The organism is Aliivibrio sp. S2TY2 (assembly GCF_028765525.1).
GTDB lineage: Bacteria > Pseudomonadota > Gammaproteobacteria > Enterobacterales > Vibrionaceae > Aliivibrio > Aliivibrio finisterrensis_A.
On sequence record NZ_JARACS010000001.1, the window covers coordinates 112,777 to 136,246 of the forward strand.

Annotated in this window: 21 protein-coding genes; 12 read left to right on the forward strand and 9 right to left on the reverse strand. The window is 39.7% G+C overall.

All coding sequences use genetic code 11. From position 1 onward, the window contains the following. Positions 1 to 5 precede the first annotated feature (5 nt). Genes PVK63_RS00500 through PVK63_RS00515 form a run of 4 tightly spaced genes read left to right on the forward strand, consistent with a single transcriptional unit; the run spans position 6 to position 3,629 of the window. Positions 6 to 1,196, forward strand: a complete 1,191-nt coding sequence (locus tag PVK63_RS00500) for a beta-ketoacyl-[acyl-carrier-protein] synthase family protein (RefSeq protein ID WP_130086623.1) — start codon at positions 6 to 8, stop codon at positions 1,194 to 1,196. Beyond that, the gene (locus PVK63_RS00505; RefSeq protein ID WP_130086624.1) at positions 1,193 to 1,663 is read left to right on the forward strand and encodes a hotdog family protein; all 471 of its coding nucleotides are present in this window, start codon (positions 1,193 to 1,195) and stop codon (positions 1,661 to 1,663) included. The genes PVK63_RS00500 and PVK63_RS00505 overlap by 4 nt, the downstream gene beginning before the upstream one ends. A gap of 8 nt (positions 1,664 to 1,671) precedes the next feature. Beyond that, entirely contained in the window at positions 1,672 to 2,397 is a 726-nt protein-coding gene (gene fabG / locus PVK63_RS00510; protein WP_130086625.1) for a 3-oxoacyl-ACP reductase FabG, read from the forward strand. Beyond that, on the forward strand, positions 2,394 to 3,629 hold the full coding sequence (locus PVK63_RS00515; RefSeq protein WP_130086626.1) for a beta-ketoacyl-ACP synthase: 1,236 nt from the start codon (positions 2,394 to 2,396) through the stop codon (positions 3,627 to 3,629). Before fabG ends, PVK63_RS00515 begins: the two co-directional genes overlap by 4 nt. A 126-nt stretch (positions 3,630 to 3,755) precedes the next feature. On the opposite strand, the gene PVK63_RS00520 is transcribed toward PVK63_RS00515, so the two are convergent. Both PVK63_RS00520 and rplY read right to left on the reverse strand, forming a co-directional pair. Then, on the reverse strand, positions 3,756 to 4,202 hold the full coding sequence (locus tag PVK63_RS00520; protein WP_130086627.1) for an META domain-containing protein: 447 nt from the start codon (positions 4,200 to 4,202) through the stop codon (positions 3,756 to 3,758). Positions 4,203 to 4,503: 301 nt separating this feature from the next. Then, positions 4,504 to 4,782, reverse strand: coding sequence for a 50S ribosomal protein L25 (gene rplY / locus PVK63_RS00525; protein WP_130048037.1), 279 nt, complete (start codon positions 4,780 to 4,782; stop codon positions 4,504 to 4,506). A 222-nt stretch (positions 4,783 to 5,004) separates the two neighbouring features. Here rplY and PVK63_RS00530 point away from each other — a divergent pair, with 222 nt between their 5' ends. Continuing rightward, a complete protein-coding gene (locus PVK63_RS00530; protein ID WP_242504780.1) occupies positions 5,005 to 5,430 on the forward strand; it encodes a cytochrome c in 426 nt (141 codons plus the stop codon). 33 nt (positions 5,431 to 5,463) lie between these two features. Here PVK63_RS00530 and PVK63_RS00535 read toward each other — a convergent pair whose 3' ends face one another. Next, positions 5,464 to 7,188 (reverse strand): DEAD/DEAH box helicase, encoded by a 1,725-nt coding sequence (locus tag PVK63_RS00535; RefSeq protein WP_130086628.1) that lies wholly within the window; start codon positions 7,186 to 7,188, stop codon positions 5,464 to 5,466. A gap of 109 nt (positions 7,189 to 7,297) precedes the next feature. Between PVK63_RS00535 and PVK63_RS00540 the strand changes: the two genes are divergently transcribed. Together PVK63_RS00540 and PVK63_RS00545 are read left to right on the forward strand one after the other, a co-directional pair. Continuing rightward, entirely contained in the window at positions 7,298 to 8,524 is a 1,227-nt protein-coding gene (locus PVK63_RS00540; RefSeq protein WP_130086743.1) for an alpha/beta fold hydrolase, read from the forward strand. A 42-nt stretch (positions 8,525 to 8,566) separates the two neighbouring features. Next, positions 8,567 to 10,111: a phospholipase D family protein gene (locus PVK63_RS00545; RefSeq protein WP_130086629.1), complete on the forward strand. Its 1,545-nt coding sequence runs from the start codon at positions 8,567 to 8,569 to the stop codon at positions 10,109 to 10,111. A 148-nt stretch (positions 10,112 to 10,259) separates the two neighbouring features. Here PVK63_RS00545 and PVK63_RS00550 read toward each other — a convergent pair whose 3' ends face one another. Together PVK63_RS00550 and PVK63_RS00555 are read right to left on the reverse strand one after the other, a co-directional pair. Then, positions 10,260 to 10,745 carry a VOC family protein gene (locus PVK63_RS00550; RefSeq protein ID WP_130086630.1) on the reverse strand — a complete coding sequence of 162 codons (486 nt, stop codon included), beginning with the start codon at positions 10,743 to 10,745 and terminating at the stop codon, positions 10,260 to 10,262. A 270-nt stretch (positions 10,746 to 11,015) separates the two neighbouring features. Further along, positions 11,016 to 11,678 (reverse strand): CatA-like O-acetyltransferase, encoded by a 663-nt coding sequence (locus tag PVK63_RS00555; protein WP_130086631.1) that lies wholly within the window; start codon positions 11,676 to 11,678, stop codon positions 11,016 to 11,018. 167 nt (positions 11,679 to 11,845) lie between these two features. Here PVK63_RS00555 and PVK63_RS00560 point away from each other — a divergent pair, with 167 nt between their 5' ends. From PVK63_RS00560 to PVK63_RS00575, 4 genes are all read left to right on the forward strand, one after another. Beyond that, on the forward strand, positions 11,846 to 12,349 hold the full coding sequence (locus PVK63_RS00560; protein ID WP_130086632.1) for a YcxB family protein: 504 nt from the start codon (positions 11,846 to 11,848) through the stop codon (positions 12,347 to 12,349). Between the two features lie 377 nt (positions 12,350 to 12,726). Continuing rightward, positions 12,727 to 14,121 carry a hypothetical protein gene (locus PVK63_RS00565; RefSeq protein ID WP_274449238.1) on the forward strand — a complete coding sequence of 465 codons (1,395 nt, stop codon included), beginning with the start codon at positions 12,727 to 12,729 and terminating at the stop codon, positions 14,119 to 14,121. After that, positions 14,114 to 16,120, forward strand: coding sequence for a hypothetical protein (locus tag PVK63_RS00570; protein ID WP_130086634.1), 2,007 nt, complete (start codon positions 14,114 to 14,116; stop codon positions 16,118 to 16,120). Before PVK63_RS00565 ends, PVK63_RS00570 begins: the two co-directional genes overlap by 8 nt. Continuing rightward, positions 16,107 to 18,782 carry a DEAD/DEAH box helicase gene (locus PVK63_RS00575; protein ID WP_274439750.1) on the forward strand — a complete coding sequence of 892 codons (2,676 nt, stop codon included), beginning with the start codon at positions 16,107 to 16,109 and terminating at the stop codon, positions 18,780 to 18,782. The genes PVK63_RS00570 and PVK63_RS00575 overlap by 14 nt, the downstream gene beginning before the upstream one ends. Before the next feature lie 118 nt (positions 18,783 to 18,900). On the opposite strand, the gene PVK63_RS00580 is transcribed toward PVK63_RS00575, so the two are convergent. The 4 genes from PVK63_RS00580 to PVK63_RS00595 form a co-directional block, all read right to left on the reverse strand. Next, a complete protein-coding gene (locus PVK63_RS00580) occupies positions 18,901 to 19,344 on the reverse strand; it encodes a DUF4236 domain-containing protein (protein ID WP_130086636.1) in 444 nt (147 codons plus the stop codon). Positions 19,345 to 19,581: 237 nt separating this feature from the next. Beyond that, positions 19,582 to 20,292, reverse strand: a complete 711-nt coding sequence (locus PVK63_RS00585) for a hypothetical protein (protein ID WP_130086637.1) — start codon at positions 20,290 to 20,292, stop codon at positions 19,582 to 19,584. Next, positions 20,292 to 21,161: a hypothetical protein gene (locus PVK63_RS00590; protein WP_130086638.1), complete on the reverse strand. Its 870-nt coding sequence runs from the start codon at positions 21,159 to 21,161 to the stop codon at positions 20,292 to 20,294. Before PVK63_RS00590 ends, PVK63_RS00585 begins: the two co-directional genes overlap by 1 nt. A gap of 407 nt (positions 21,162 to 21,568) precedes the next feature. Next, entirely contained in the window at positions 21,569 to 22,657 is a 1,089-nt protein-coding gene (locus PVK63_RS00595; protein ID WP_130086639.1) for a methyl-accepting chemotaxis protein, read from the reverse strand. 651 nt (positions 22,658 to 23,308) lie between these two features. Here PVK63_RS00595 and PVK63_RS00600 point away from each other — a divergent pair. Next, on the forward strand, positions 23,309 to 23,467 hold the full coding sequence (locus PVK63_RS00600) for a hypothetical protein (RefSeq protein WP_274439751.1): 159 nt from the start codon (positions 23,309 to 23,311) through the stop codon (positions 23,465 to 23,467). Positions 23,468 to 23,470 lie beyond the last annotated feature (3 nt).

Genomic DNA, 23,470 nt, shown 5'->3' on the forward strand with positions numbered 1-23,470 from the left:
ATAAAATGAGTGACTTTCCTGTCTATATTCATGCCTGTGGTTCGCATTCTGCATTAGGCAAAGAGATAGCTGATATCCATCAGACTCTTCAAGGAACTAAAGCGCCATCAATGAGAGTTGAAGATGGTTGGCTAAATGATGGAAAATCGACCGTTGTTGGAAAAGCGGAAGGTGAGCTGCCTACCGTTCCATCACGTTTAGCCGCATTTGATACTCGGAATAATCAATTAGTGCTCTCAGCATTACAGCAAATTGAAGATCAAATTCAGCAAGCAAAAGAAAAGTACGGTGCTGATCGTATTGCTGTGGTGGTGGGGACAAGTACTTCTGGGATCTCCGATGGTGAAGTGGCGCTAAGTGCTAAGCTAAACACGGGCGAGTTTTCTGATGGCTATCATTACCACAAGCAAGAGTTAGGTAATCCTGCGGAATTTATCGCAGAGTATTTAGAACTTACAGGCCCAACGTATGCAATTTCAACGGCGTGTTCTTCTAGCGGTCGTGTGTTTTTGTCAGCAAAACGATTATTAAAATCAGGCTTTGTTGATGTGGTTATTGTTGGCGGCACAGATACTTTGTGTAAATTAACACTGAACGGCTTTAATAGCCTTGAAGCCCTATCAAATGAGCACTGTTTGCCATTTAGCCCTAATCGCAAAGGAATTAATATCGGTGAAGCAAGTGCTTACATGTTATTGAGTGCAGAGCAAAAAGACTCCGATGATCCCATTGCTTTATTAGGCGCTGGGGATAGCTCTGATGCACATCATATATCAGCACCTCATCCAGAAGGAAAAGGTGCAATCGAAGCGATGGAAAAGGCATTAAAAGATGCAGGTTTGGCTGCATCTGATATTGGTTATATTAATGCCCACGGTACCGCGACACCGTTGAACGATGCAATGGAATCAAAAGCCGCCTATGCCGTCTTTGGTTCGCAAACACCAATCAGTTCAACTAAGCCATTAACCGGGCACACGCTTGGTGCGGCAGGTATCATTGAGGCCTCAATTTGCTGGCATATATTAAAATTTAATTTACCGTTACCAACGCAAATTAATGACGGTGAAAAAGATGCTGAGCTAGCTGAGATTAACTTGGTTCAAAACGACACGTTAGAAAAGAAAGCGATCATCAGCAACTCTTTTGCTTTTGGTGGCAACAATATTAGTTTAATTTTTGGGTATCATTCATGAGCCGTATTCCAGATTTAATCGACCTTTTGCCTCATGATATGCCATTAGCTTTAGTTGATGAGTTGATTGATGTTCAGGAGTTGTCTATTCATTGTCGAGTGACTATCAGTGATAAGAATATTTTCTTTAATCATGAAACCAAAACACTTCCTGCATGGGTTGGTATTGAGTTCATGGCACAAAGTGTTGCTGGTTGGTCAGGCTATCACGCATGGAAAAAGGGCAATAAGTCACCTATAGGCTTTTTGCTTGGTAGCCGTAAATATCAGGCGGAGTGCAGTGAATTTCAACAAGGCGACACACTCGACATTTTTGCAGAGCAAGTACTTGAGAATAATGGCATGGCAGTATTCAGTTGTTATATTGAATCAAATGGTCAGCAAGTGGCTTCGAGCCAGCTTAATGTATTTGTACCAACAGAAGAAAAATTAGAAGAGCTTTTCGCTCCTAAGCAAGACAAGCAGTAGAGGGAATCATGACAAGACAAGTATTAGTGACCGGAGCCAGTAAAGGTATTGGTCGCGCAATTTCAGAGCAGTTAGCCAAAGATGGTTTCTTTGTTGTTGTGCATTATATGAGTGATAAAGCTGGCGCAGAGCAAACACTAGCAACGATTGAAGAAAACGGTGGCTCAGGGCGCTTAATTCAATTTGATATTAGTGACCGCGCACAATGTAAAGCAACGCTTGAAAACGATATTGAAACTCATGGCGCTTATTATGGCGTAGTGAGTAACGCAGGAATCACTCGTGATACGGCATTCCCAGCAATGACAGAAGAAGAGTGGGATGGGGTTATCCATACCAATCTTGATAGTTTTTATAACGTATTACACCCATGTGTTATGCCAATGGTTCAAAAGCGTAAAGGCGGTCGCATTGTTACGCTTGCATCAGTGTCAGGCATTGTTGGTAACCGTGGTCAAACTAACTACAGTGCCGCAAAAGCAGGCGTGATTGGTGCCACTAAATCTCTTGCGTTAGAGTTAGCAAAACGAAAAATTACCGTTAACTGTGTCGCACCCGGTTTGATTGATACCGGCATGGTTGATGAACATGTAAAAGAACATGCATTACCACAAGTACCATTGCGCCGTATGGGTGATCCAGAAGAAGTTGCAGGGCTTGTTAGTTACCTAATGTCAGATGTTGCGGGTTATGTGACTCGCCAAGTTATTTCTATTAATGGTGGTTTAGTATGAGTCGTCGTGTAGTTGTTACAGGCATGTCTGGCGTAACAGCCTTAGGCAGTGATTGGAACACCGTAGGCGAAAACCTTCGTAAGTGTGAAAATGCCACTCAATACATGCCAAGCTTTGAGGTCTATGATGGCCTAAATACCAAACTTGCTGCACCGATTGATGACTTTACGTTACCGAAACACTATACCCGTAAAAAGATCCGCTCAATGGGTCGAGTATCATTACTATCAACTGTCGCTTCAGAGCAAGCTTTAGAGCAAAGTGGCTTAATTGGTAATGATGTACTCACTAATGGTGAAACAGGTATTGCTTTTGGTTCATCAACAGGCTCAACCAATGCAGTAGGTGCATTTGGTGTCATGCTGAATGAAAAGTCAACCAAAGCCATTACAGCAACAACCTATGTGCAAATGATGCCACATACCGCAGCAGTAAACGTCGGTTTATTCTTTGGTTTGCGTGGCCGAGTTATCCCAACAAGCAGCGCGTGTACCTCAGGCAGCCAAGCGATTGGTTACGCGTATGAAGCCATTAAACATGGTTACCAAACCGCAATGGTTGCAGGTGGTGCTGAAGAACTATGTCCAACAGAATCGGCAGTATTTGATACTTTGTTTGCAACAAGCTTAAAAAATAATGAGCCTAAAACGTCACCAAGCCCATATGATCAAGACCGAGATGGTCTAGTGATTGGTGAAGGTGCAGGTGCGCTAGTGCTTGAAGAATACGAACACGCTAAAGCGCGTGGTGCAACCATTTATGCTGAGTTAGTTGGCTTTGCAAGTAACTGTGATGCTGCTCATGTGACACAACCGCAAATGGAAACCATGCAATTGTGTATGGAAATGTCACTAAAAGACGCGAACTTATCGCCAGAGAAAATTGGTTACGTATCAGCTCATGGTACAGCGACTGAGCGTGGTGATATTGCAGAGAGTACAGCGACAGAGAACGTATTTGGTTCATCGATGCCAATCAGCTCATTGAAGTCTTACTTTGGTCATACATTAGGGGCTTGTGGTGCGATTGAAGCGTGGTTATCGATAGAGATGATGCGTAATAATTGGTTTAGCCCAACCTTAAACTTAAACAATGTCGATGAGCGTTGTGGCAAGCTTGATTACATCACAGGTACAGGTCGTGAAATTGATTGTGATTATATCATGAGTAATAACTTTGCGTTTGGTGGTATTAATACATCGCTAATTTTTAAGCGTTGGATTGAAGCGTAGTTTTTCTCTTTAAAGAATAAATTTGAAATAACAGATAAGAAAAAACCGGTGAGGGGAATTCACCGGTTTTTTTGTATCTTCAGATTGGTTAGATCGAAGATAGGATCAGTTACACGACCCGATTGATTAGTTTACCCAATCACGCAGTGTGAATGTTAATTCGTGGTCTTGACCTTTAAGGATCAAGTTTTCTTTAGTAAGCGTAATGTCGCTCCATGTAGATAGCGTGCTAGACATAACTTGTTCAGTTGCCATCACATCACCCATACACATTTTCATTGTCATTCCCATTTTCTCAATACGGAATTGACCTTCTTCATTTAGCTCAGCTTGGCCAAAGAAGTTGTTACAACCAGCATTACCGTTTGCCGTCATTTTCTCGCCAATTTCAAGACGAGGTGCTTCCATTTTTTCAGGAGTAGCAACGTCTTTACCGTCAACTTGAGTCAGCTGCCAGTTGTGGTGCTGAAGCATATCAGCAGATACTTGAGCATCAGTCATTGCGTTGTCGCCATTGCTTGCGCATGCAGCCATTAATACAGGTAAAGATACAGCCACTAATAACTTTTTCATTTTAACTCCTAACAGGTTTATGATTTTTGCTTTTTTAATACACAGAAGTATAGAAGAGAATAACCGAATATTGTCAGTAAAACGTAAAAAACACTGTCCAATTACTGCTGTCTTATAAATAAGAATGAGAAATGAGAAGGGGATCTTAGTTTTTAATCAGAAGAAAATAGAAGGTTACGTAATTCCTATACGTTAGATAGATTAAAGCCCCGATACTGGTAATATCAGGGCTTTAAAGGGGTTGTTATTTCAATTGGTAAGAGAGAAATAACATAATGCAAAAGAGTAAAACAGACTCGAATTAGATGCGGATGAAGTCCATGTGCTCAACTTTAGGCTTAAACGCGTGACGTTGAACGTCTTGCGGCTTAACCTTAACAGTAGCGCCATTGATTACTAGCTCAATTGCTTCGTAAAACTCAGGCTTATCCATTTGGTTGATGATATCACTGTGGATTAGTTCGATTGATACTGGAGCTTCTGTGCCACCGTAAACGATTGCAGGGAATTTACCAGCGTGACGAAGGCGGCGGCTCGCACCCTTACCTTGTTCAGTACGTACTACTGCTTCAAATTTCATAGTCTTTACTCTCAAAATAGTAAAATAAAAAAATGCCATTAAGCTTAGCGACCTAACTTAACAGACTTTTCGTTTCGAAAAACGAGCGCGAATAGTACCATCCCATTATTTATCTAACAACCTATTTTCGTGTGTTTTTGATAGGTTTTTGTTAATGTAAAAGTTATCGTGGAATTCAACGATGAATACGTATAACAATAAAATAGCAGCATGGAGGCAGAGATGAAAAAAATAGGATTAATCACGTTACTTTCTTTATCAGCGGTTGCAGCGGATTACGCCCAAGAAATAGAAGCACGACAAGATAACTTCCAGTATCTGGATGCAACGGTTGATTTATTAGATGATGCGTTTGATAAAGAGGTGCTAGATTGGAATGAAATCATGCCACTTGCCCAAAGTGCTCACTTAACGGTTGAAGAGCAAAAGACGTTGTTTCCAGAAGGCAGTGCAGATAACAGCCGAGCACGCACTAAAATTTGGGCCCAAAAAGCCGAATTTGAAGGTAAGTTCGATACATTATCTCAGCAATTTATCTTAATTAGTGAAGCCGCAGTAGAGCAAGATGACGTTGCAGCACGAGCTGCCCTTGATAAAGCGTTCGCTCAGTGCCGCTCTTGCCATATGAATTATCGCTCTTTGTGGTAATCGAGCTTTAAATTGAATGACGGAATAAACAGATTATTCTTCAAAGATCTTATCGCGGATAGACCAAAACTTACCTTGTTTACGCGCAATCACAAAGCTCGGTGGGCGAAAACGGTGTTGATTATTCGCGATTTTTATTGCCGTTGTTTCTTCAAATGGACGGTGTCTATCGACCAAATGAGGGCGCACAAAGTTATTCAAAAATAATTGCTTCTGTTTTTTAGTCGCCATTTGCCACACTTCATGCAGCTCAGAATCATCGTCACCTAAATAAGTCACTTTGATTTGGGGTTTATCGAACTGATTTTTCCCAGCGGTAAGGGTTAAATCAATGCAATTTAGAATGCGTGCATCTTTTAGCTTTAAGGCTTCTTTTAATTTTTTATCAGGATCAACTAAAATGGCGTCGCACTCATGACAAACACGGGCAGCGATATCGTTATCAGCACCGCATTCATTACAATATTTGGCTCTAAAACGATAACCACACTCTTCGCGAGTGCCATCATCATCTTCAAAGTAGCCTTGGCAGCGACGCCCAAAATGCTCAAGCAAAAAGCCATTGCTGTCTAACTTACCCCAAAAGTTATTATTAAAGCCGCAAGCAGGGCAGGGAATGGTAATGATTTCACTGTTACTGTCAGGTTTAGGATCGCCCACTTCAGGCTGGTATAAATCAAAACAGTTACCGGCATAATCCAAAATTGTACATTCAGTTTTGCCTTCCGCTAAACGCAATCCACGACCAATGATTTGTTGGTATAAACTGACAGACTCTGTTGGACGTAAAATAGCAATTAAATCAACATGAGGGGCATCAAAGCCCGTCGTTAATACCGAGACATTAACTAAAAATTTGGTTTGTTGTTTTTTGAAGCGTTGAATAATGGCATCACGTTCGACAACTTTGGTATCGCCAATCACCAATTCAGATTGTTCTGGTGGCAGTAACGACAATACTTCTTGGGCATGACGCACCGTGGCAGCAAAGATCATCACGCCTTTTCTGTCTTTGGCATACTCCACTATTTGCTGAACAATTTGCGGGGTGGCTCGTTTGGACTCTTCAATCACTAAATCCAATTCAGACTCTTTGTATTTACCGGTAGACGCAGGTTTTAATTGCGAGAAGTCATAGCTTAATACTGGCGCATCTAATAACTTTGCAGGAGTTAAAAAGCCTTCATCCAATAAGTACTGAATAGGCAATTCAAAAATGCAATCACGGAAAAAACGAGGCGTATCAGTTTTGACCTGTCCGCGAGTGTGGTATTGGTAAATCCAACCAATACCTAAACGGTAAGGTGTCGCGGTTAAACCAAGCACCTTAATGCCTGAATTTTGAGTTTGTAAGTGCTCAATCACTTTACGGTAACTGGTGTCTTTGTTATCTGGCACACGGTGACACTCATCAATAACCAATAACGAAAATTGATCTTTAAATGAATCAAGGTTTCGGACAACAGATTGCACCGAGGCAAACACCACTTTCTTATCGTTTTCTTTACGGCCTAATCCTGCTGAAAATATAGAGGCCTCTTCGCCATAGCCTTCGTATTTTTCATGGTTTTGTTCAACAAGCTCTTTAACGTGAGCAAGTACCAACACACGACCTTTTGCAATTCGTGCTAATTCAGCTATCACCAAGCTTTTCCCGGCCCCCGTCGGCAGAACTAACACCGCAGGCGTTGTGTGTTTTCGGAAATAATGGATAACCGCTTTAACAGAATCTTGTTGGTAAGGTCGTAATGTATACATGGATATATAAACAGTGGTTAAGGCAAAAAAGCATCATATCAGAATATATAAGATTACTCTTTGTTTTCTTGCTAAGATGAATATAGTCACTTTAAGGATGAATATGACAATGAGGCGATTAGTTACGGTGTTATTACTTAGCTCAATCTTATTGGGGTGTAGTAATTTTAAAAAACTCTCTAATGAGATGAAAGCGATTGATTCATTAACTCATGAGTATACGCTTACCCTGAGTGAGCCCGTGTCTGATTCAGCCGTCGTTATCGAGCAAATTAAGGACATTAATAAAAGCGAAGTTGATGGTTATGATGGGATCATACAGAGCGATAGCATTCAGTTACAAATGTCGAATGATGTTCATTATTTACTGATATTTGAAGACAAAAATAACGATTTAACCCTCCAACGTGATGAGGCATTCAGCGTCATTAATCTTCGTGATTATAAAAATAAAACAGACATAGACGTCACATTAGCCGTTAATGAAAAAGAAATCCCAAAAGCATTTGTCGATCGCTCATTATCCTCATTATTAAATATAGAATTAGACCTTGTTGATATAGGCGCAGTTGTCAGTTTAACCGACCCGCCTTTTGAGAAGAAAAACGCAGAACTGGGTATGTGGCAGCCACTGACCTTTTTACTCGAAAATAATACCGGGCTCTACTTTCTATCCGAATATGACCCCAACAAAATCCCGATCTTATTTGTTCATGGTATTAACTCAACCGCGTTAGATTTTTCATCATTAATTGAAAAAGTAGACAAATCTAAATATCAAATATGGGTATTTAATTATCCTTCAGGCTTATCTCTATCTTTAAACTCCAAAGGTTTGAATAATCTATTACACACAGTGGCTACTGAATACAAAATTAAACAAATGCATGTTGTTGCCCATAGTATGGGGGGCTTAATTGTCACCAATAGTTCGCGGCAATGTCGTATTGGACAGTTGTGTCATTTTATAAATAGCATTACGACCATTTCTTCGCCGTTCGGTGGGGTAGAGTCAGCGAAACAAGGCATTGAATACTCGCCAGTAGTAATGCCTGCATGGGTTGATTTAAATCCTAATGGCAAATTTATTGCAGACTTATTTACAGATAACGATAACATTCATACGCCTCACTTCTTAGCATTTGGCTATAACTCGGGCGAGTTGTTTAACACTGACAGCAATGATGGAGTGATTGATTTATCAAGCCAACTATCACGCCAAGCTCAATTGCATGCAGAGCAAATTCGTGGTTATGATGAAAACCATCTAAGTATTTTAAATAATGACGAGCTATTTGAAGATTTATCTGATTTTTGGCTTAAAACAGAACAATAATGAATCATTGGTTATTCAATATTAACAAAGGAAGTTTATTCAATGTCAGTGCTTAAACGCATTCATGTCACTCTATTTTTCGTCGTTATTCTTTCAGGCTGTGGCTCACTTCCTAATGAAGTTGAACACATGAACGAACCTGTACTTGTGCCATTAAGCAGTTCGCTATCGGAGTTAAATGACGCTTATCAACCTAAGCAATCAGCTTCAGAAACCAGTGCCGTTTTGTTGCAAGATAAAGGTTGGGATGCATTAGCGCAGCGCCTCGCATTAATCGAGACAGCAGAGCACAGTATTGATATTCAATATTACATTTGGAACTCAGACGCATCAGGACATTACCTTGCCAGTCGCTTATTAGCCGCAGCAGATCGTGGTGTAAAAGTGCGAGTAATGCTTGATGATATCAACTTAAATGAACGTGAAGATCTGCTTGTGGCGTTAAACGCGCATCCTCAAGTTGATATCCGCGTATTTAACCCTATCCCAACTCGTCGTGGTGTTACTAAGTGGGTGAACTTTTTAGGGGATTTTTCTCGTTTAAATCGTCGTATGCACAACAAATCATTCACCGTTGATGGCGTGTTCTCTGTAGTTGGTGGACGTAATATTGGTGACGAGTATTTTGATCTTTCTAACGAGATTAATTTTCGTGACCGTGATGTGCTAGTCAGAGGTTCTGTTGTTCATGATATTCAAATCAGTTTTGCAGAGTATTGGGATAGTACTTGGTCTTACCCTGTCGATTTATTAGCAAAAGAAGTTTCATCAGAACTAGTCTCACAGCAACCTGTGTTAGATGAGATTGATGCACCCGTTTATAAAAACTACCCAGCCTTACCTGAGGGCAATAAAACAGCCCATCAATACCTAACTGATCTAATGGATAAAATGACTTGGGTTAACGCTAAGTTCGTATTTGATCGCCCTGTACCGCTGGATAAAGATAACACCAGTGAGCCAAAAGCAACGGCGAAAGCGCTCGCGAAATTAGCCAGTGAATCAGACAAAGAGATCTTATTAGAGTCGGCTTACCTTATATTTGATGATAACCAACTCGAAGGGTGGCAAGAATTGGTTAGTAAGGGCGTTGAGATAAAAGCGTTAACTAACTCAATGGCATCGAACGATTTAACCACCAATCATTCAGGTTACGCAGGCCGTCGTAAAGATATGCTTGAACATGGTATTCAGCTATATGAATTAAAACCAGAAGCTGGATTATGTGAAGAATCGACTAGAGATATCTCTAAGTGCGCACCAATATTGCCTTATGGACTTCACGCTAAGTCAGCCGTTTTTGATGACAAAATCGCAAGTATCGGCTCTTTTAACTTCAATTTACGCTCAACGTACCTGAATACAGAGTCGATTTTAATCATTGAAAATCAAGAAATCGCACAGCAACTCACGCAAGATATCGAACACGCCATGGATGAGGAAAACAGTTGGCATCTAAAACTGCAAGAGGGCGATGTTCGTTGGTATTCAGGCGATAAAAGTTGGGAAGATGAACCAGAAACCGGTCGATGGGAGCGTTTTGAATCTCAATTTTTGCAGTTGTTACCAATAGAAAAGTATTTGTGATGAGAATAATCTTAATGTGCTAAGTTATGATTTAGCACTTACTACAAATTAAGCTATAGCAGGCGTATTAAACATTTTATTGCTTACATAGAAAAAGGATTGGTATCTCTACCAATCCTTTTTTAATGCCACTTCTGCTAGAGTTCGATTACTCGTAATCGGCAGCGTATGTTTCTTCATATGTATGAGAATAAAGCTCAAATAAGTTACCAAACGGGTCTTCTAGGTAAACCATTTGACTTGTATTATTATCATCTTCTGGGTGGTAACGCATAATGTCCATGCGAACTTTACCACCAAACTCTTCTGTACGAGCAATTACACTATGGAAGTCATCGGTTTGAAGACAAAAATGGAAGATACCAATGCGAGAGAAATCAACTTCGTGGCGCTCTTGACGCTCTTTCATTTCAAATAATTCAAAACCAATGCCATCTTTAGTTAATAAATGCGCAATGTTAAAACCTTTAAATCCTTCACCAAAAACAGCAATACACATACGGCCAATTGCGGTTTCGCGCTCCTCTGTAACCTTGGTATTGCCCATTACAATCTCAAGTCCTAACGCTTTAGTATAGAAATCAACAGCTTTGTCCATGTCGCCAACCATGATACCAACGTGATTCATTTTCATAATGTGCTCCAAATAAGTTTTATTAATTCGTTATGTTGTTTCGATGTAAGAGAGTATAGGTAAGAATGAGGATTACGTGAAATTATCAAAATTTATTAAAATAATAATATTTTGTTCTTGATACAAGAAAGATATAAGAATATTTATGATTAACGGAATGATTTGATTTGATTTGAATATCTTTATTTAAAGTTGAACTTGGGGAAGTAATCAAATGAAACTTGGTATTTTGACGAGCGTAAGACCGCTCGTCTTAGTTTGAATATGGTTTTATTTCGTTTGCTCAAGCTGTGATGGATTATCAAACATCGATTGTAATACTTGTATGAATTGCCCCACGTGTAAACCATCCATTAAACCATGATGCACTTCAACAGACAGTGGCATACGCCATTGTTCTCCTTGTTGAACCAATTTCCCAAATGCCATTTTTGGCACACTGTCAGGGAAGTTAACGTCTCTCGCATGAGTCATACTAGTGAAATCTACCCATGGCAATACCGTTAAATGAATCGTGTTTTGCTTCATTTCTTGGCCAATGAACTGCTCTACAATAAAAGGCGTATTTTTAATCCGAGCTTCAGCGTTGGTGGCACTGGTGGTAAAGTCAGAAAACGTAGGTTCATGGTCTAAATCGCAAAAACGCACCGTATCATCATCGGCGAGTAGCGCCACACTGACACACATAGGCGAGTAAATGCGAACTTCTTCACCCATAAGGCGATAGCTCATCGGTTCACATTTATTTAGCGCTTGCTGAGTTAGGTAAAGATAAGCATGAAAGAAGCGATGATTATGCTGCTTACAATATTGGCGCAGTGCCGTTACATCGATATTAGAGCAGATGTTATACCAAGGGTGGCTAAAACCTTGATAAAATTTTAAATGTTGAGCTCGCGCCCATTGGCTGATATCTAGCACTTCATACGCCATTGTGATTTCCCTATAGAGTTCACTGATTTTGGTTGGGCTGATTCTATATACCTAATTGACTTTAAGATATATTTGAATATAGAAAAACCTCAAGAAACGGTACAATACCCAAGTTGCAAGTTAGCAGCATAGAAACTCATTCACATAAAACCGTAAAGTAGCCCTATATGTCTAAAGATTTTAGTGTCACCACAGAATACATACTCGACAAGACTTTCTTTGCAGAGTGTTATGATCAAACTAGCCAACCAATTACTTTTCCAAAAGCCTATTTAAAAGGAATTTTCTTTTTTCTTTTTGGTGTGGCGTTATTAAAGCTTGAGCTATTACCTAATGGTTATATTGGTTGGTTCTTTATTGCATTGAGTATTATTGAAGCGTTCAGTATTTATTTTAAGAAAACGTGGTGGCTATGGCGACAATCCATCAGTTCACTCTCTGGCAGTAAAGTGGAGTTTAACGTTGACGAAAATGGTGTGAGTTATAAAAGCCTTAAAAACACCAAAAACTCCCGCACTATCGCTTGGAGCGACATCGACCAAGTTGAACAAAGTGATTTAGGGCTTATTTTTCATATTGGTAAACAGCGCCAATACGTCAGTAAATCGTGCTTAAATGAGGAAGAAATTGCCTTTATTTTAGATCAGTATGCACAATCAAAAGCCGAGTAATCTAAGCCGCATTTTACTGCGGCTTTTTACTGCCTATTGAAACCTAATCTTAGGTTAGTCATAGATAGCTTTTAGCCTAGTAATAAGTTGAATAACACCTCTAATTATATTTTGATTTGCATAAGGTATTTAATTGAATAATTGTTTTAAGTACGAAATGTTAATTGATGCAATATCTTTTTTTAGTATGTTATGCTATATATTGCGATGTACGAGTATAGTGCGCTCTTGAAAGTAAAGTTATTAGAATTGCACTTTATTCTACTGGAAAACTGAATAAGGAATTCCACAATTAAAAGTCAGGTAAGTAAATAATCTGATGGTGCATCAGAGTAGATTTATCGTATTTATGAATTATCCAACATAAAGTTATCTAAATGTTTATCAAACAATTTTTTACTGAGTTCGACAATACACTCACACAATCCTTAAATATTGACCCACTGGGTATGACGATGATTTGGTCTCGTTTAGGTCAGGATATCTTTCATAACCGAGTCAGCTCTATTTCGAATGATGTGCGAAATTACACGTTAAACCTTTTGCATCATTATGTGATTAAGCGGGTAGTAGAAGATCAAACTCAGCTCAGTCGTGGTTTACAGGTGGTCTATGGGCATACCGATACATTGGCGTTTAAACAAGCATGTTTGATCTATCTAGAGAACCTGTTTGTTTTTTCTATGCTTGAGGCTGAAGACCAGCAGCAAGTTAGCGTGCAGACCCAAGGAATATTAGGCACTTCAAAAGCACGATTACTCATTAGCTCAGGTACGCCAACTAAACCGTTGAAATTTACCAGAGAGCAGTCAGGTCAATTGTTAGTAAGACAACTGACTTTGGGTGTGAGCGGCCGTTATAAAACGCCTTTCACGGAAATGCTGTTTTTTGATAAAGAGTACCGTTACCATCAGTCTCAAAGCGCAGTTTCTTGGGAAAAAGCCACGAACTTCTTTGAACAAAACGAAGAGCTGAATGGTTTAGCAAATGCATTATTTGAACATTTACAGGAAGTGATCAAACAAGATGCTAAGGTGCCAGAAATATTGTGGCAAGACGTTTCCAAGTCTATCAAAAAAGCTTATGCGCAGCAGTTTGCGACACCGGCCGTTGTGGGTAAACAGAGTAAAGCATTTTGGTTAAACGTTACTGAGCTTGACCAAAATGCGGCAGGGTCACTGTATGAAATCATTAACACTCAGACTGATGAAACAGGGTCTGCGCAGCCGTTTTTTGAACAAGCGATTGAAAATGAAAATAACGCGTTTGAAAAACAAAAGTTGGTTGATATCTGCCACGTTGAGCCATTGCTTGCGGAATGCGAGCTGTTGTTTAGCATATTAATGAACCAACGCGTACAGACAGAAGAGGAAGTGTATCAGCGGTATCTGGGGTTAGAGCGTAACGTTAATTCGATTATTCACCTTGCACGTGAGCTGCAACACGATATTGACATTAAGGCCAAGTTTTCTGGCGTCGCCAAAAAGCGTTATGAAGCGCTACTTGCATTGGCACAACTCGATAATATTGATTCACAAGCCAATATGACATTACTAGTGGACGCGTTACTGAAATACCATCGCGCAATCATGAATCAACGAGGCCAAAGCCCTTGGGTAGAGCGTGATAGCCAAGGTGATTATCGCTGCCATATTAAATTACGGACGCTTCCAACAGTAGCACAAAGGCCATACAAAACATGGTTCAATCGTTATTATCTCGATCAGTTTAGCCAGCTTATTCGTGGTCTAGAGGGAAAATCCAATGACTAAATCATTTAAACTGGCTGAAGAGCTCGCGAAACAGCTGCAATCGTTAGGCCATATCAAACATGCTTGGTTCACGACATTCAATCTCAATATGGATTTTTTTGAGCGACACGTTTTGTCGACGCTATTGCAGATGGATAAACCACGTAGTCGCATTGATTTTGAGCTAATGCAACAAAAGTTAAATGGCAGTATTAAAGAAGGGCGTAAAGGCAACGCAAATATTATCACTAACATGGATGTCAAAGTGTTCGCCGATCAGCGTATGTATGATGCGAGTGATCTAAAACGCACCGCGATTAAAGTGTATGGTGTGAACCCAGCTTTACTGGATGGTGGACGCAAGAAAGTACTGACTAACAGTACACTCTTTCATCCTAAAGTCATCTTTCTTCAAGATGAAGAAGGGAAGGCCATATTGGGAGCTGGCAGCGCTAACCTTACACTCAGTGGGTGGTCAACGAATCAAGAGGTTTTCACCTTTCAGCGTATTGAGTGCCAGCACCAGGTAGAAGCCATTCGAGCTTTTTTTAAGCCTTTGTTTGAAGCCAATCAAGTTGAAACAAAGATCAGTTTTCCACGCAACTTGCGTTCTGAAATTACTTCCTCAGACTGGTGTTTTGTTCATACGTTCCTCAAAAATAGCAGTGATGGAAAACATAAGACGCTGTTAAGTCATTTATTGGGGTATTCAGATGAGGCAGCACGAGACTTAGTGGTTTGGTCTCCCTATTTTCCATCGGATTTGGCGGGTTTCATTCAACGTCTAAAAAGTATCGCATTACCCCATCAACTGAAACTGCATCTTGTGCCTGATTTGGTTGAAAATCAGCGTATGCGAACACAGTGGTCAGAAGATTTATTACCGTTATTTTCTGATGAATCAGTGCGTTTTTATCGTAGTCCGATAGCAAAAGACGAAAGAAGTGAGTTGTGCCATGCCAAGGTATGGATGACAAACGATAAGCTTGCTATTGGTTCTTGGAACTTTACAACACCGGGCTCAAATCTCGATGTAGACAGTAAAGGGGATGGGCTGGTGAATATTGAAGCGGGTATTATTTTGGCTAACCAGCAGCCTTTACAGACTGTACTGACACAGTCACTCAGTATCACTGAAGATAGCTTCATGCAGAGTAAAGAGTTAAGTCAGCATGCACTTGAAGTGGCCGAGCTGATGCCGGTGGAAACGCGTGTCGTATTTGATTGGCAAACGCTGACTTATCACATCGAACTTCTCAAAATAGACGACGATTTAGCATGGCAAAGTGTGGAATTACATCTTCCAGATCTGGATGCCCCTTTGCATGTAGTACAAGCGGCGAGTGAAACTGTCTACGCAACAATACATAAGCTACCTCAAGAGCCACAAGCGTTGTTGGTGAACCATGCTTATGAGTTGGTTTTGACGAATGGCTTGCGTTATAGAGGTTTTATTGTTGAACACAACAGTATGATGCGTCGCGTTGAAGAGTTTGAGTCTCTGGACGACATCTTTAATAGCCTCATTGAAGGGCGTTCATTAGAGAGCAACCCAAATGCATCGTTGCGTAGCGCAATACTCGGTAACGATCATGATTGGCTGGACGAGCAAGAGGCGGGCTCGCTATCCGAACCACAGCCATCACCAACGTTAAGTTATTTTAGGATGTTTCAGGCAATGGACAGCTTTGAGCAACGTATTCAAACACTGAAGTCGGATCGCATGATTGAGCAACACGCTTTTGTTGTTCCTGGCTGTTTGGTTGAGATGGGGTTAAAAATACGCCATGAACTGACAGAAAATGCCAATGTATTTAACTGGTATATGAAGCAAGAGTTTAATCTTCTGGTCGATCAAGTGAAGAAAAATGCCAATGATACAGACCTAAAAGCACGTTTGAGTGATTTGCGTTTTAAAAGCAACGATAGCGTGATTCGCGCAAAAGAGCTGCAAAACAGCATTGGAAGTGGTCAATATCGTAGCCTTATCAAAGGGAAGTGTAATTATGTTTCTATCTGATTGGGCGACAATAACGCCAGAAGACGTGTCACAGCAGATGAGCTTTGATGAAGGCAATAAAGAGTGGCGCTACCAAGCAGGCCAAAGCACCTCAATGGCCGCGAAGCAAGCGGAAGGTGTTGCCTATCTTTGTCGTTTGCTGCAACAGCATCACCTTGCTCTGCTAGCGGATGAAGTTGGCATGGGCAAAACCTTTCAAGCGATAGGGGTGATCCGTTTATTGCAACAGCTGAAACCCGATGCAAAAATATTGGTGATTGCACCCAATAGAAATATTTGTTCTCAATGGAAAGGGGAATTTGGTGCGTTTGAGCAAGATCATTGGCATGGCGTCTCGCACAAGCCATTGAAGATGGCTGAACCTGAGTCCAAATTAGAAGCCATGATTGCATGTGTTGGTAGGGGAGCTCACCATGTGTACTTCACCACCATTCATGCGTTGAGTGGATTAACGAAAGAATCTGACGGTGCAGATAAGGCTGGATTAGCGCGTGAACATGCACTTGAACTAAAAGCACGTGTCATGAATTACCTGAACCAAGAAGGGTTCGATCTTTTAGTGATCGATGAGGCGCATTACTTACGTGCACGTGAAGGTGGCTCTCAAAAAGTGGCCGCAGCGAAAGCCTTTTTTGGCGAAGGAGAAGGCGAGTGCCCATTAGCAAAACACGTATTACTGATGACAGCCACGCCGACGCATTCATCCGTAAATGATGTCGCGAATATATTGCGTTATTTTGCTGCGGAAGATGACTTGAAAAATAGCGTGACACAGAATGATTTCGATGCGGCTCATTTACTCACGAAATATGGTTTACGACGTCTGCGCCTCTTACAAGGAAAAAATGGGGTGCATTATGCCAAGCAGCATTATCGTAAAGAGATTGCACATCCTGTTTCGTTTGCGGAGAACCAAAATGCAGAATTGTTTTTTGGGCTTTATCAGCGCCAGTTGGTGAAACAGTTTCAAGCAAAAGCATCTAACCGACAGTTTCTTTACGGTTATCTTGAAGGATTTGAGTCCTTTGGTGAGCATGATCGACAAGCGATTAAACAGGATGCGGAACAGCAAAAAAGTGAATATGGAAAAGACGCATTTAGTAAAGCACCTGATACCGAGCTTCTGCATCAATTGAGCCAAGAGTATTACGGCTGTTTCAATGAATTCCCTGAACATCCAAAATATAAAGCGCTCGTAGATATATTTGTACCTGAAATGCTTACGCCAGACGGCCTTGATGATATCAAGCACTTGGTTTTTGTGCGTCGTATCCCCTCTGTACGAGAGCTGACAAAGCGAGTGAATACTCGATACGATAACGTGTTGGGTCATCAAATAGCGCAAGCTCTTGAGCTTAATGAAGGCGAATTGACAGCGTGGCAGCAAAGTCACTGGAGTCGCGTTTGGTTAAACCGTTATTTAAACTATGCTGAAGAGTTTGAAGAGCCTTTGCCAGAAGATGATGAAGATACGAGTGAGTTAAGTGTTGATGGCAACCAACTGCGTTCGCGTATCACAGAGTTGTTTGTGGTGAAGAAGCGTGATCCTAACGCGTTGGAAGATACGCGAAACACCGAGTGTACCAATGTCGGCCTGCGCTTTCGTAAGCCAGAAAGTATTTTTTCGCTCTTTTTAGAACCTTCATTGGACTATGAAAAAGAAGCGTACGGTTATCATTTTGAGCAACAAAGTGGGGAGCGTAAACGAGCTACGTATTCAACGGCTGCGATGTATCAAAGATTGAAGCGACATCAGTTGAATGACATTGCTATCAATGAAGAGGCACAAATTAGCGAAAATCTGCCAACCATTTGGCAGTACCTGTTTGAACAATTGAGTGATAATGAGAAAGCGCGGTTCCGTAAATGGAACGCTGCAACAAAAGAGAACTTTGCTAACTATTTCAAGGCGGGTGTTTTGTTTGCAAGTCCCGTGATGGTGGAGTTGTTCTGTTGGTTTTATCAATTCGATAAAAACAATCGTTTATATAAAAGCGGCGAGAGCGCGCATACGCGTTACATAGACTTTATTCAACATACAGCGCCAAAGTTATCAGACTCTATGTTGTTGTGGTATTTCAAAGCCGCACTAGAAACCTTTGAAGATGTGTGTAAAAAGATCGCTCGTGTGGGCCTTGATGAATACGATAACGACTGGCGAGCCATCAAAGGGCATACATCACCAGCGGCGTTTGCAAGCGGTGAAACCTCAAACCGTGATAGTCTACAGTTGAGCTTTAATTCGCCGTTTTATCCTAATGTTTTGGTGGCAACATCTGTTTTTCAAGAAGGTGTTAACTTGCATCTGCAGTGTAATCAGGTTCATCACTACGGTATAGCTGGGAATCCGGGCGATCATGAACAACGTGTTGGGAGACTAGATCGACTATTTAGTAAGGTTAACCGGCAATATAAAAACGGTCCACAAGGCGAGTTGAAGATCAGTTTCCCCTATTTGGAACACTCATTTGATGAAGATCAGCTGGCTTCTTTTTTGGAGCGTAAGATCCGTGCTGAAAACAAGCTAGATAAATGCCTACTTGATGATCATGATGCGCACGTAGGGACAGGAAAAGCGCAGTATTGGAAATGCTATTTGAAGAAGCCAGAAAAAGTAGTGGAAGATGACGTAGTAGACCCTTATCCTGCAAAATTTAAATGATCATGCGTTTGTATATCACTAATTAAGTGAATGCACGCCTTCGAATAGTTATATTTTTGCGGCAATGACAATGCAAAATATAAAGCGTCTTTCAGACGCTTTATATTTAGTAACGAGTTTAATTGTTGAGGTAAAATAAACTAACCAAAATAGTGAAATTAACAATCCAATTGATGGTTTTATTATGAGCGAAGTTATATAAAGCAACAAACATATAACCACCTTGTTTTAATTTTATGGATGAGTCATTATTCTCTTCTTTATTGGCACCTTCAGAACATTCCAAGCTCTTTATTGACTCAGAATCATGGTTTTTTACTGATGTGCTCTTACTAGATGATGAAGAGTTGTCGAGGTTTTTGTGGTGTGAAAGTCCACTTCCCGGAACTCCTAATGTCCCGTGTTTTACACCCAAAGAACCATCTTTTTTAATCCCTATATTGATATTTGTACCTGGAGCACCAACAGTAGAGCTAGTGGTAATCCCTTTCTTTTTAGACCAACTAAAGTTAAAAGTGAGCCCTGGTGCTACTTTGAGTCGTTTACGAAATCTTAATCCCATACAGAGCCCTATAGAATACGTCTGAGTAAAAAGCGGACAAGCGGAATAAATGCCAATAAGAATACTAGCACTAAGTTTATCCACTCTAGTTGTGTGTTTGGCTGTCGACCAACTTGCTCAAATCCTTGAATTTGAGTGAAAAGCAGGAAGCAAAAAAACAACCATGAAGACGTGTGTAATATCCAACGTCCACTCGTGAATAACATAATGAGAAGATCAAAAATAATAAACATAGAATTACCTAGCTAGCAAAAAGCCTGGACCACCGAAAACAGAGTAGTCATAGATTAAGGTTGCTTTTACACTACAACCAACCCCGTTATTTCTGCAGTTATTTTTTGCAAAATGAACTATATTGCTATGAATTTTTTTGACTTGATTTTCTGAATCTGAGAAAGGTTGCATTTTTTCTAGTACTGTTAATTGGTCACTAATTTTTTCTAGTTCATCCACATCATCAAATGAGATATTTAGATCGAAGTTGCCTTTTAACTGTTTGTTGTGTGTTTGTATACGAGATGACAGCGAGCTAGTTGCCCGAGAAAATAGTTTGTCATCTTTTTGCTCTATTAGATAAACATTAGCATTTTTATAATCTAAGGTGACGAATTCGGATGTATAGCTTTTACAGTTTTTAATCTTATGACAGGTTTCTGATACTTTGGGAAAAGCTCTCACTACATACTGACCGAGTAAATGGGCTGAATTATCTTTAGAAGTTTCGATTTTCGCCCTTGTGTGCCAATTAGTATAATTATCTAACGTCACAAGAAATTGTCCCTTACTATTACGCTGTACTTCTGATTTTGGTAACAATCCATAAGTTATAGTGTTAATAGCGTACATAACCCCAGCTGCTCCTGCCATAATTGGGAGTACAACGGTAATCATGAAAAAGGCGAGAGCACAACTAAGTAAAGTGCTTATTGGATCAGGTTTTTTACTCATTAAAATACCTCGATAACGAATTTCTTAAATGCCATTAAGAATAAGAGAGGCAAAATAATGGTTTTAAGAACAAAAAGCATCATGAGATTTATAAACTTGATCATGGCGTTATCTATTGACTCCATAACAGTAATTATCATGTCTTTTGGGCCTGAAACTGTGGATTTTACAGTATTCCACTTTTTAGACATCTCACTCATGAATCCACGATCTTCTTCACCGGTGACAACTTCTTCGGGTAGAGATGTTAGTACTTCCATTTGTTGTGAAATAGACATTGATAACTCAGTAGCTTGAGATTCATTTTCTTTGATTGACTTATCGATGAATAGGTAATCGGCGCCTAAAGATAATGAGACGGAGACAATGATAGAAAAGCGGACGATAAGTAGAACTTTGAATATCTGAGTTGCTTTAGCCTTATATGATGCTAAAGACTGTACCCACAGTGTTGAGAGTAAAGCCCCAGCAGATATTACGAGTAAAAAATTGAATAACTTACTAGACATGGTAACCAAAAGAAATTTTTGTAGACTTAGTGAAGCTAATGCTAGAGCCATTATATATTTGAACAAATCCAACATATCACTTATTGAGTTAAGTAATTGCCCAATATCAAACGATGCCAACCCTACAGATAACTCTACACTCTTAAACATTGAAATGAATGAATCGAGTAAAGATGCAGTTCCGAAAGTGATGATAGCTGAACTTAAAGAGTCATTAACCGCTTCATGTGCCATACGATCGAGTAAAACTGAGTTAGCAATGATAATTAAAAATATAATGAACAATGAGTAAGATGCTTTTTTGTTCATTGTTGTTGAGTTCGTGTTTTTAGGTTCTATATTTTGAGTAACAGTGGCCATAGCTTGATTCGAAAGTAGAAAGAATAAGCATCATTATACAGAATGATGTGTTAATTGATAGTTCTGTTTATTTTGAATTTATACAATGTATATAGATAATCGATTTATATTAAGGCTATTGATATATTACATTTCTTTCAACGTTACCTTGTCTATATAAAATTAGTCTTACGGCTATTAAGAATAGGTTCGACTTGTAGTGAGCTAAATGCAAATTAAAGTGCTTAGGAAAACTGGTCCTTTAATGTAAGTAATAAGTGCTTTGATGCGAATAATACCTCTAATCTAATCATGTTTTGATTTGAATAGGTGGGTTATTCGCATCACGAAATGATGTGAATACTTTTTAGTGGTGGGATGGGCTTGATAATTCACTCAAGCCCATAATCGAATTGATCTAAATTACTTTATTTATCTGCAACGATTTCATCCATTAAACGATCAATTTGGATTACGACCTGTTCGCTTGAATCTTCCATTGCATTAATTGATGTAATCATACCGGCCATATTACCAGTTTGAGCTTTACTCATGGCTTTACGTCCATTGTCGTGAACAGCCTTGTGAGGCTCTTCCAGTAGAGCATAGCTTTTTAGATGATTATAAGCTTTGCCACTTCCTTTGTAGTACCACTGACCCAATCGACATTCAGAGTGAGTATTAACGGTTTCGTCGAATGAGTGTTTTTGCAGTAAACGATAAACATTGTTTTTCCAAATCGCATGGTCAAGTTTCACCGTATCAAGGAAGGCTCTCGTTGAAGCGACATAAATGATCTCTTTCATGTGCTCTGATTTATCAACGACCTCATTTACGATAGTTCCAATTTGTGCCGAAGAGGCCGATACTTCTTCTGCACACTTTTGGTTTTCATCGATAGATATTTTAATGGCATCCACTTGAGTTAATACTTGGTTCACTAGGGAATCAATCTGTTCGCTAGCGTCACTGGCTTTGCTTGCTAGGGTTCTTACTTCATCAGCAACGACAGCAAACCCTCGGCCTGCATCACCTGCACGAGCCGCTTCAATCGCTGCATTGAGAGCAAGTAAGTTTGTTTGGTCAGAAATTTCTTGGATAGTAGAGACAAGATGAGAAATGGAGTTAGCCGTTTCATCTAATATTTGAACAGATTTAATGCTTTGGGTTGTTTGAGGGCTTATTTCTACGGCTCTATTGTCAAGTCGAGTGAGAGCTTGATGGGTTTGTTTAAAGACTTCGCTAAGTTGTTCTAGGTTTTCATTCTCTTGCGCCATCGATTGAGCGCTTTCGACCATCGCAGTTCGAATGGTTTGAAGCATATCACCACCTTTTAAACTGCTCGAAATCAAACCGTCGCTACTTTGATAATCTTGCTGTACTGAGATGACTTGCTGTTTAGCTTCTTGGAGCTGCTCTTCTAATTTTTGAATATCTGTTTGGTATTTATTTTTAAGGTCAGATAACTCGTTTTTTAGAGCTTCATTTTCCGCTTTGACTCGATTTAATCTAAACATAAGCTAAGAAGTTAATTAAATGATTTCCCGAGTCTACATCTACCTAGAATGGTTGATTTTTGTCATACCAAAGGTAATAGATATTGGTTAATTAAGTAAAATATTTGAGGTAGCTACCATAAGTATAAGTGTGACCTTTGGTTAAGTAATGAGTCATTTGTGTACTATATGACACATGCAATTAAAGCCGTCGTTTTAAGTTCTCTATATTATTGATGTGAATAATAGGCTTAATCACATCATGTTTTGATTTGAATAAAGTAAATTAGATAAATTAAAGTGGAGTAAGGCAACTGCATTTCGGCATTAGTTACGTTGATTTGATTCATATTCATCTAAAAATCAGCAAATGGTGAGGAAGATAGTATTAATTATGTTATTTAAAAAATGAGAAGTAAAAGTCGTATAACTAAAAGTGTTAGGGTTTAAATCAAACTCGAAACGATAGATATACATCATTAACCAGGCTATTAACATTTATTTTTCATATGGATGAATTAGTTTGATTAAAGTCTGCAATTTTCATAAATCCAGGTATCTGCTTTTCTTTAAATTGAAGTAAAATACTATTTCAGCATTTATATTTATTGCTGATTATCAGTTTTAACTAAATTTATTTTTCAGGGATTAAGTCGTCCCTTATGGTAAAGCATGACAACCGAACGTCTCGAGTACTTACTTCAAAAATGTAAATTGCAATTAAGAAAAAAGCGTGACACTACAGCCCGAGTATGGCTTGAGATTGCATTGGATGAGTTTCCTAATAGTAGAGAGCTTCAACGTTTCGCTGCAAAAATTTATCTGCAATGAGGG

Excerpts from the sequence above, each read along its gene's own strand:
- PVK63_RS00550 (WP_130086630.1), bottom strand. The coding sequence starts at position 10,745 with ATGAAAATGAATCACGTTGGTATCATGGTTGGCGACATGGACAAAGCT.
- PVK63_RS00560 (WP_130086632.1), top strand. The coding sequence starts at position 11,846 with ATGTCTAAAGATTTTAGTGTCACCACAGAATACATACTCGACAAGACT.
- PVK63_RS00565 (WP_274449238.1), top strand. The coding sequence starts at position 12,727 with ATGTTTATCAAACAATTTTTTACTGAGTTCGACAATACACTCACACAA.
- fabG (WP_130086625.1), top strand. The coding sequence starts at position 1,672 with ATGACAAGACAAGTATTAGTGACCGGAGCCAGTAAAGGTATTGGTCGC.
- PVK63_RS00535 (WP_130086628.1), bottom strand. The coding sequence starts at position 7,188 with ATGTATACATTACGACCTTACCAACAAGATTCTGTTAAAGCGGTTATC.
- PVK63_RS00580 (WP_130086636.1), bottom strand. The coding sequence starts at position 19,344 with ATGGGATTAAGATTTCGTAAACGACTCAAAGTAGCACCAGGGCTCACT.
- PVK63_RS00575 (WP_274439750.1), top strand. The coding sequence starts at position 16,107 with ATGTTTCTATCTGATTGGGCGACAATAACGCCAGAAGACGTGTCACAG.
- PVK63_RS00540 (WP_130086743.1), top strand. The coding sequence starts at position 7,298 with ATGAGGCGATTAGTTACGGTGTTATTACTTAGCTCAATCTTATTGGGG.
- PVK63_RS00520 (WP_130086627.1), bottom strand. The coding sequence starts at position 4,202 with ATGAAAAAGTTATTAGTGGCTGTATCTTTACCTGTATTAATGGCTGCA.
- PVK63_RS00515 (WP_130086626.1), top strand. The coding sequence starts at position 2,394 with ATGAGTCGTCGTGTAGTTGTTACAGGCATGTCTGGCGTAACAGCCTTA.
- rplY (WP_130048037.1), bottom strand. The coding sequence starts at position 4,782 with ATGAAATTTGAAGCAGTAGTACGTACTGAACAAGGTAAGGGTGCGAGC.
- PVK63_RS00585 (WP_130086637.1), bottom strand. The coding sequence starts at position 20,292 with ATGAGTAAAAAACCTGATCCAATAAGCACTTTACTTAGTTGTGCTCTC.
- PVK63_RS00570 (WP_130086634.1), top strand. The coding sequence starts at position 14,114 with ATGACTAAATCATTTAAACTGGCTGAAGAGCTCGCGAAACAGCTGCAA.
- PVK63_RS00500 (WP_130086623.1), top strand. The coding sequence starts at position 6 with ATGAGTGACTTTCCTGTCTATATTCATGCCTGTGGTTCGCATTCTGCA.
- PVK63_RS00600 (WP_274439751.1), top strand. The coding sequence starts at position 23,309 with ATGACAACCGAACGTCTCGAGTACTTACTTCAAAAATGTAAATTGCAA.
- PVK63_RS00555 (WP_130086631.1), bottom strand. The coding sequence starts at position 11,678 with ATGGCGTATGAAGTGCTAGATATCAGCCAATGGGCGCGAGCTCAACAT.
- PVK63_RS00595 (WP_130086639.1), bottom strand. The coding sequence starts at position 22,657 with ATGTTTAGATTAAATCGAGTCAAAGCGGAAAATGAAGCTCTAAAAAAC.
- PVK63_RS00590 (WP_130086638.1), bottom strand. The coding sequence starts at position 21,161 with ATGGCCACTGTTACTCAAAATATAGAACCTAAAAACACGAACTCAACA.
- PVK63_RS00545 (WP_130086629.1), top strand. The coding sequence starts at position 8,567 with ATGTCAGTGCTTAAACGCATTCATGTCACTCTATTTTTCGTCGTTATT.
- PVK63_RS00505 (WP_130086624.1), top strand. The coding sequence starts at position 1,193 with ATGAGCCGTATTCCAGATTTAATCGACCTTTTGCCTCATGATATGCCA.
- PVK63_RS00530 (WP_242504780.1), top strand. The coding sequence starts at position 5,005 with ATGAAAAAAATAGGATTAATCACGTTACTTTCTTTATCAGCGGTTGCA.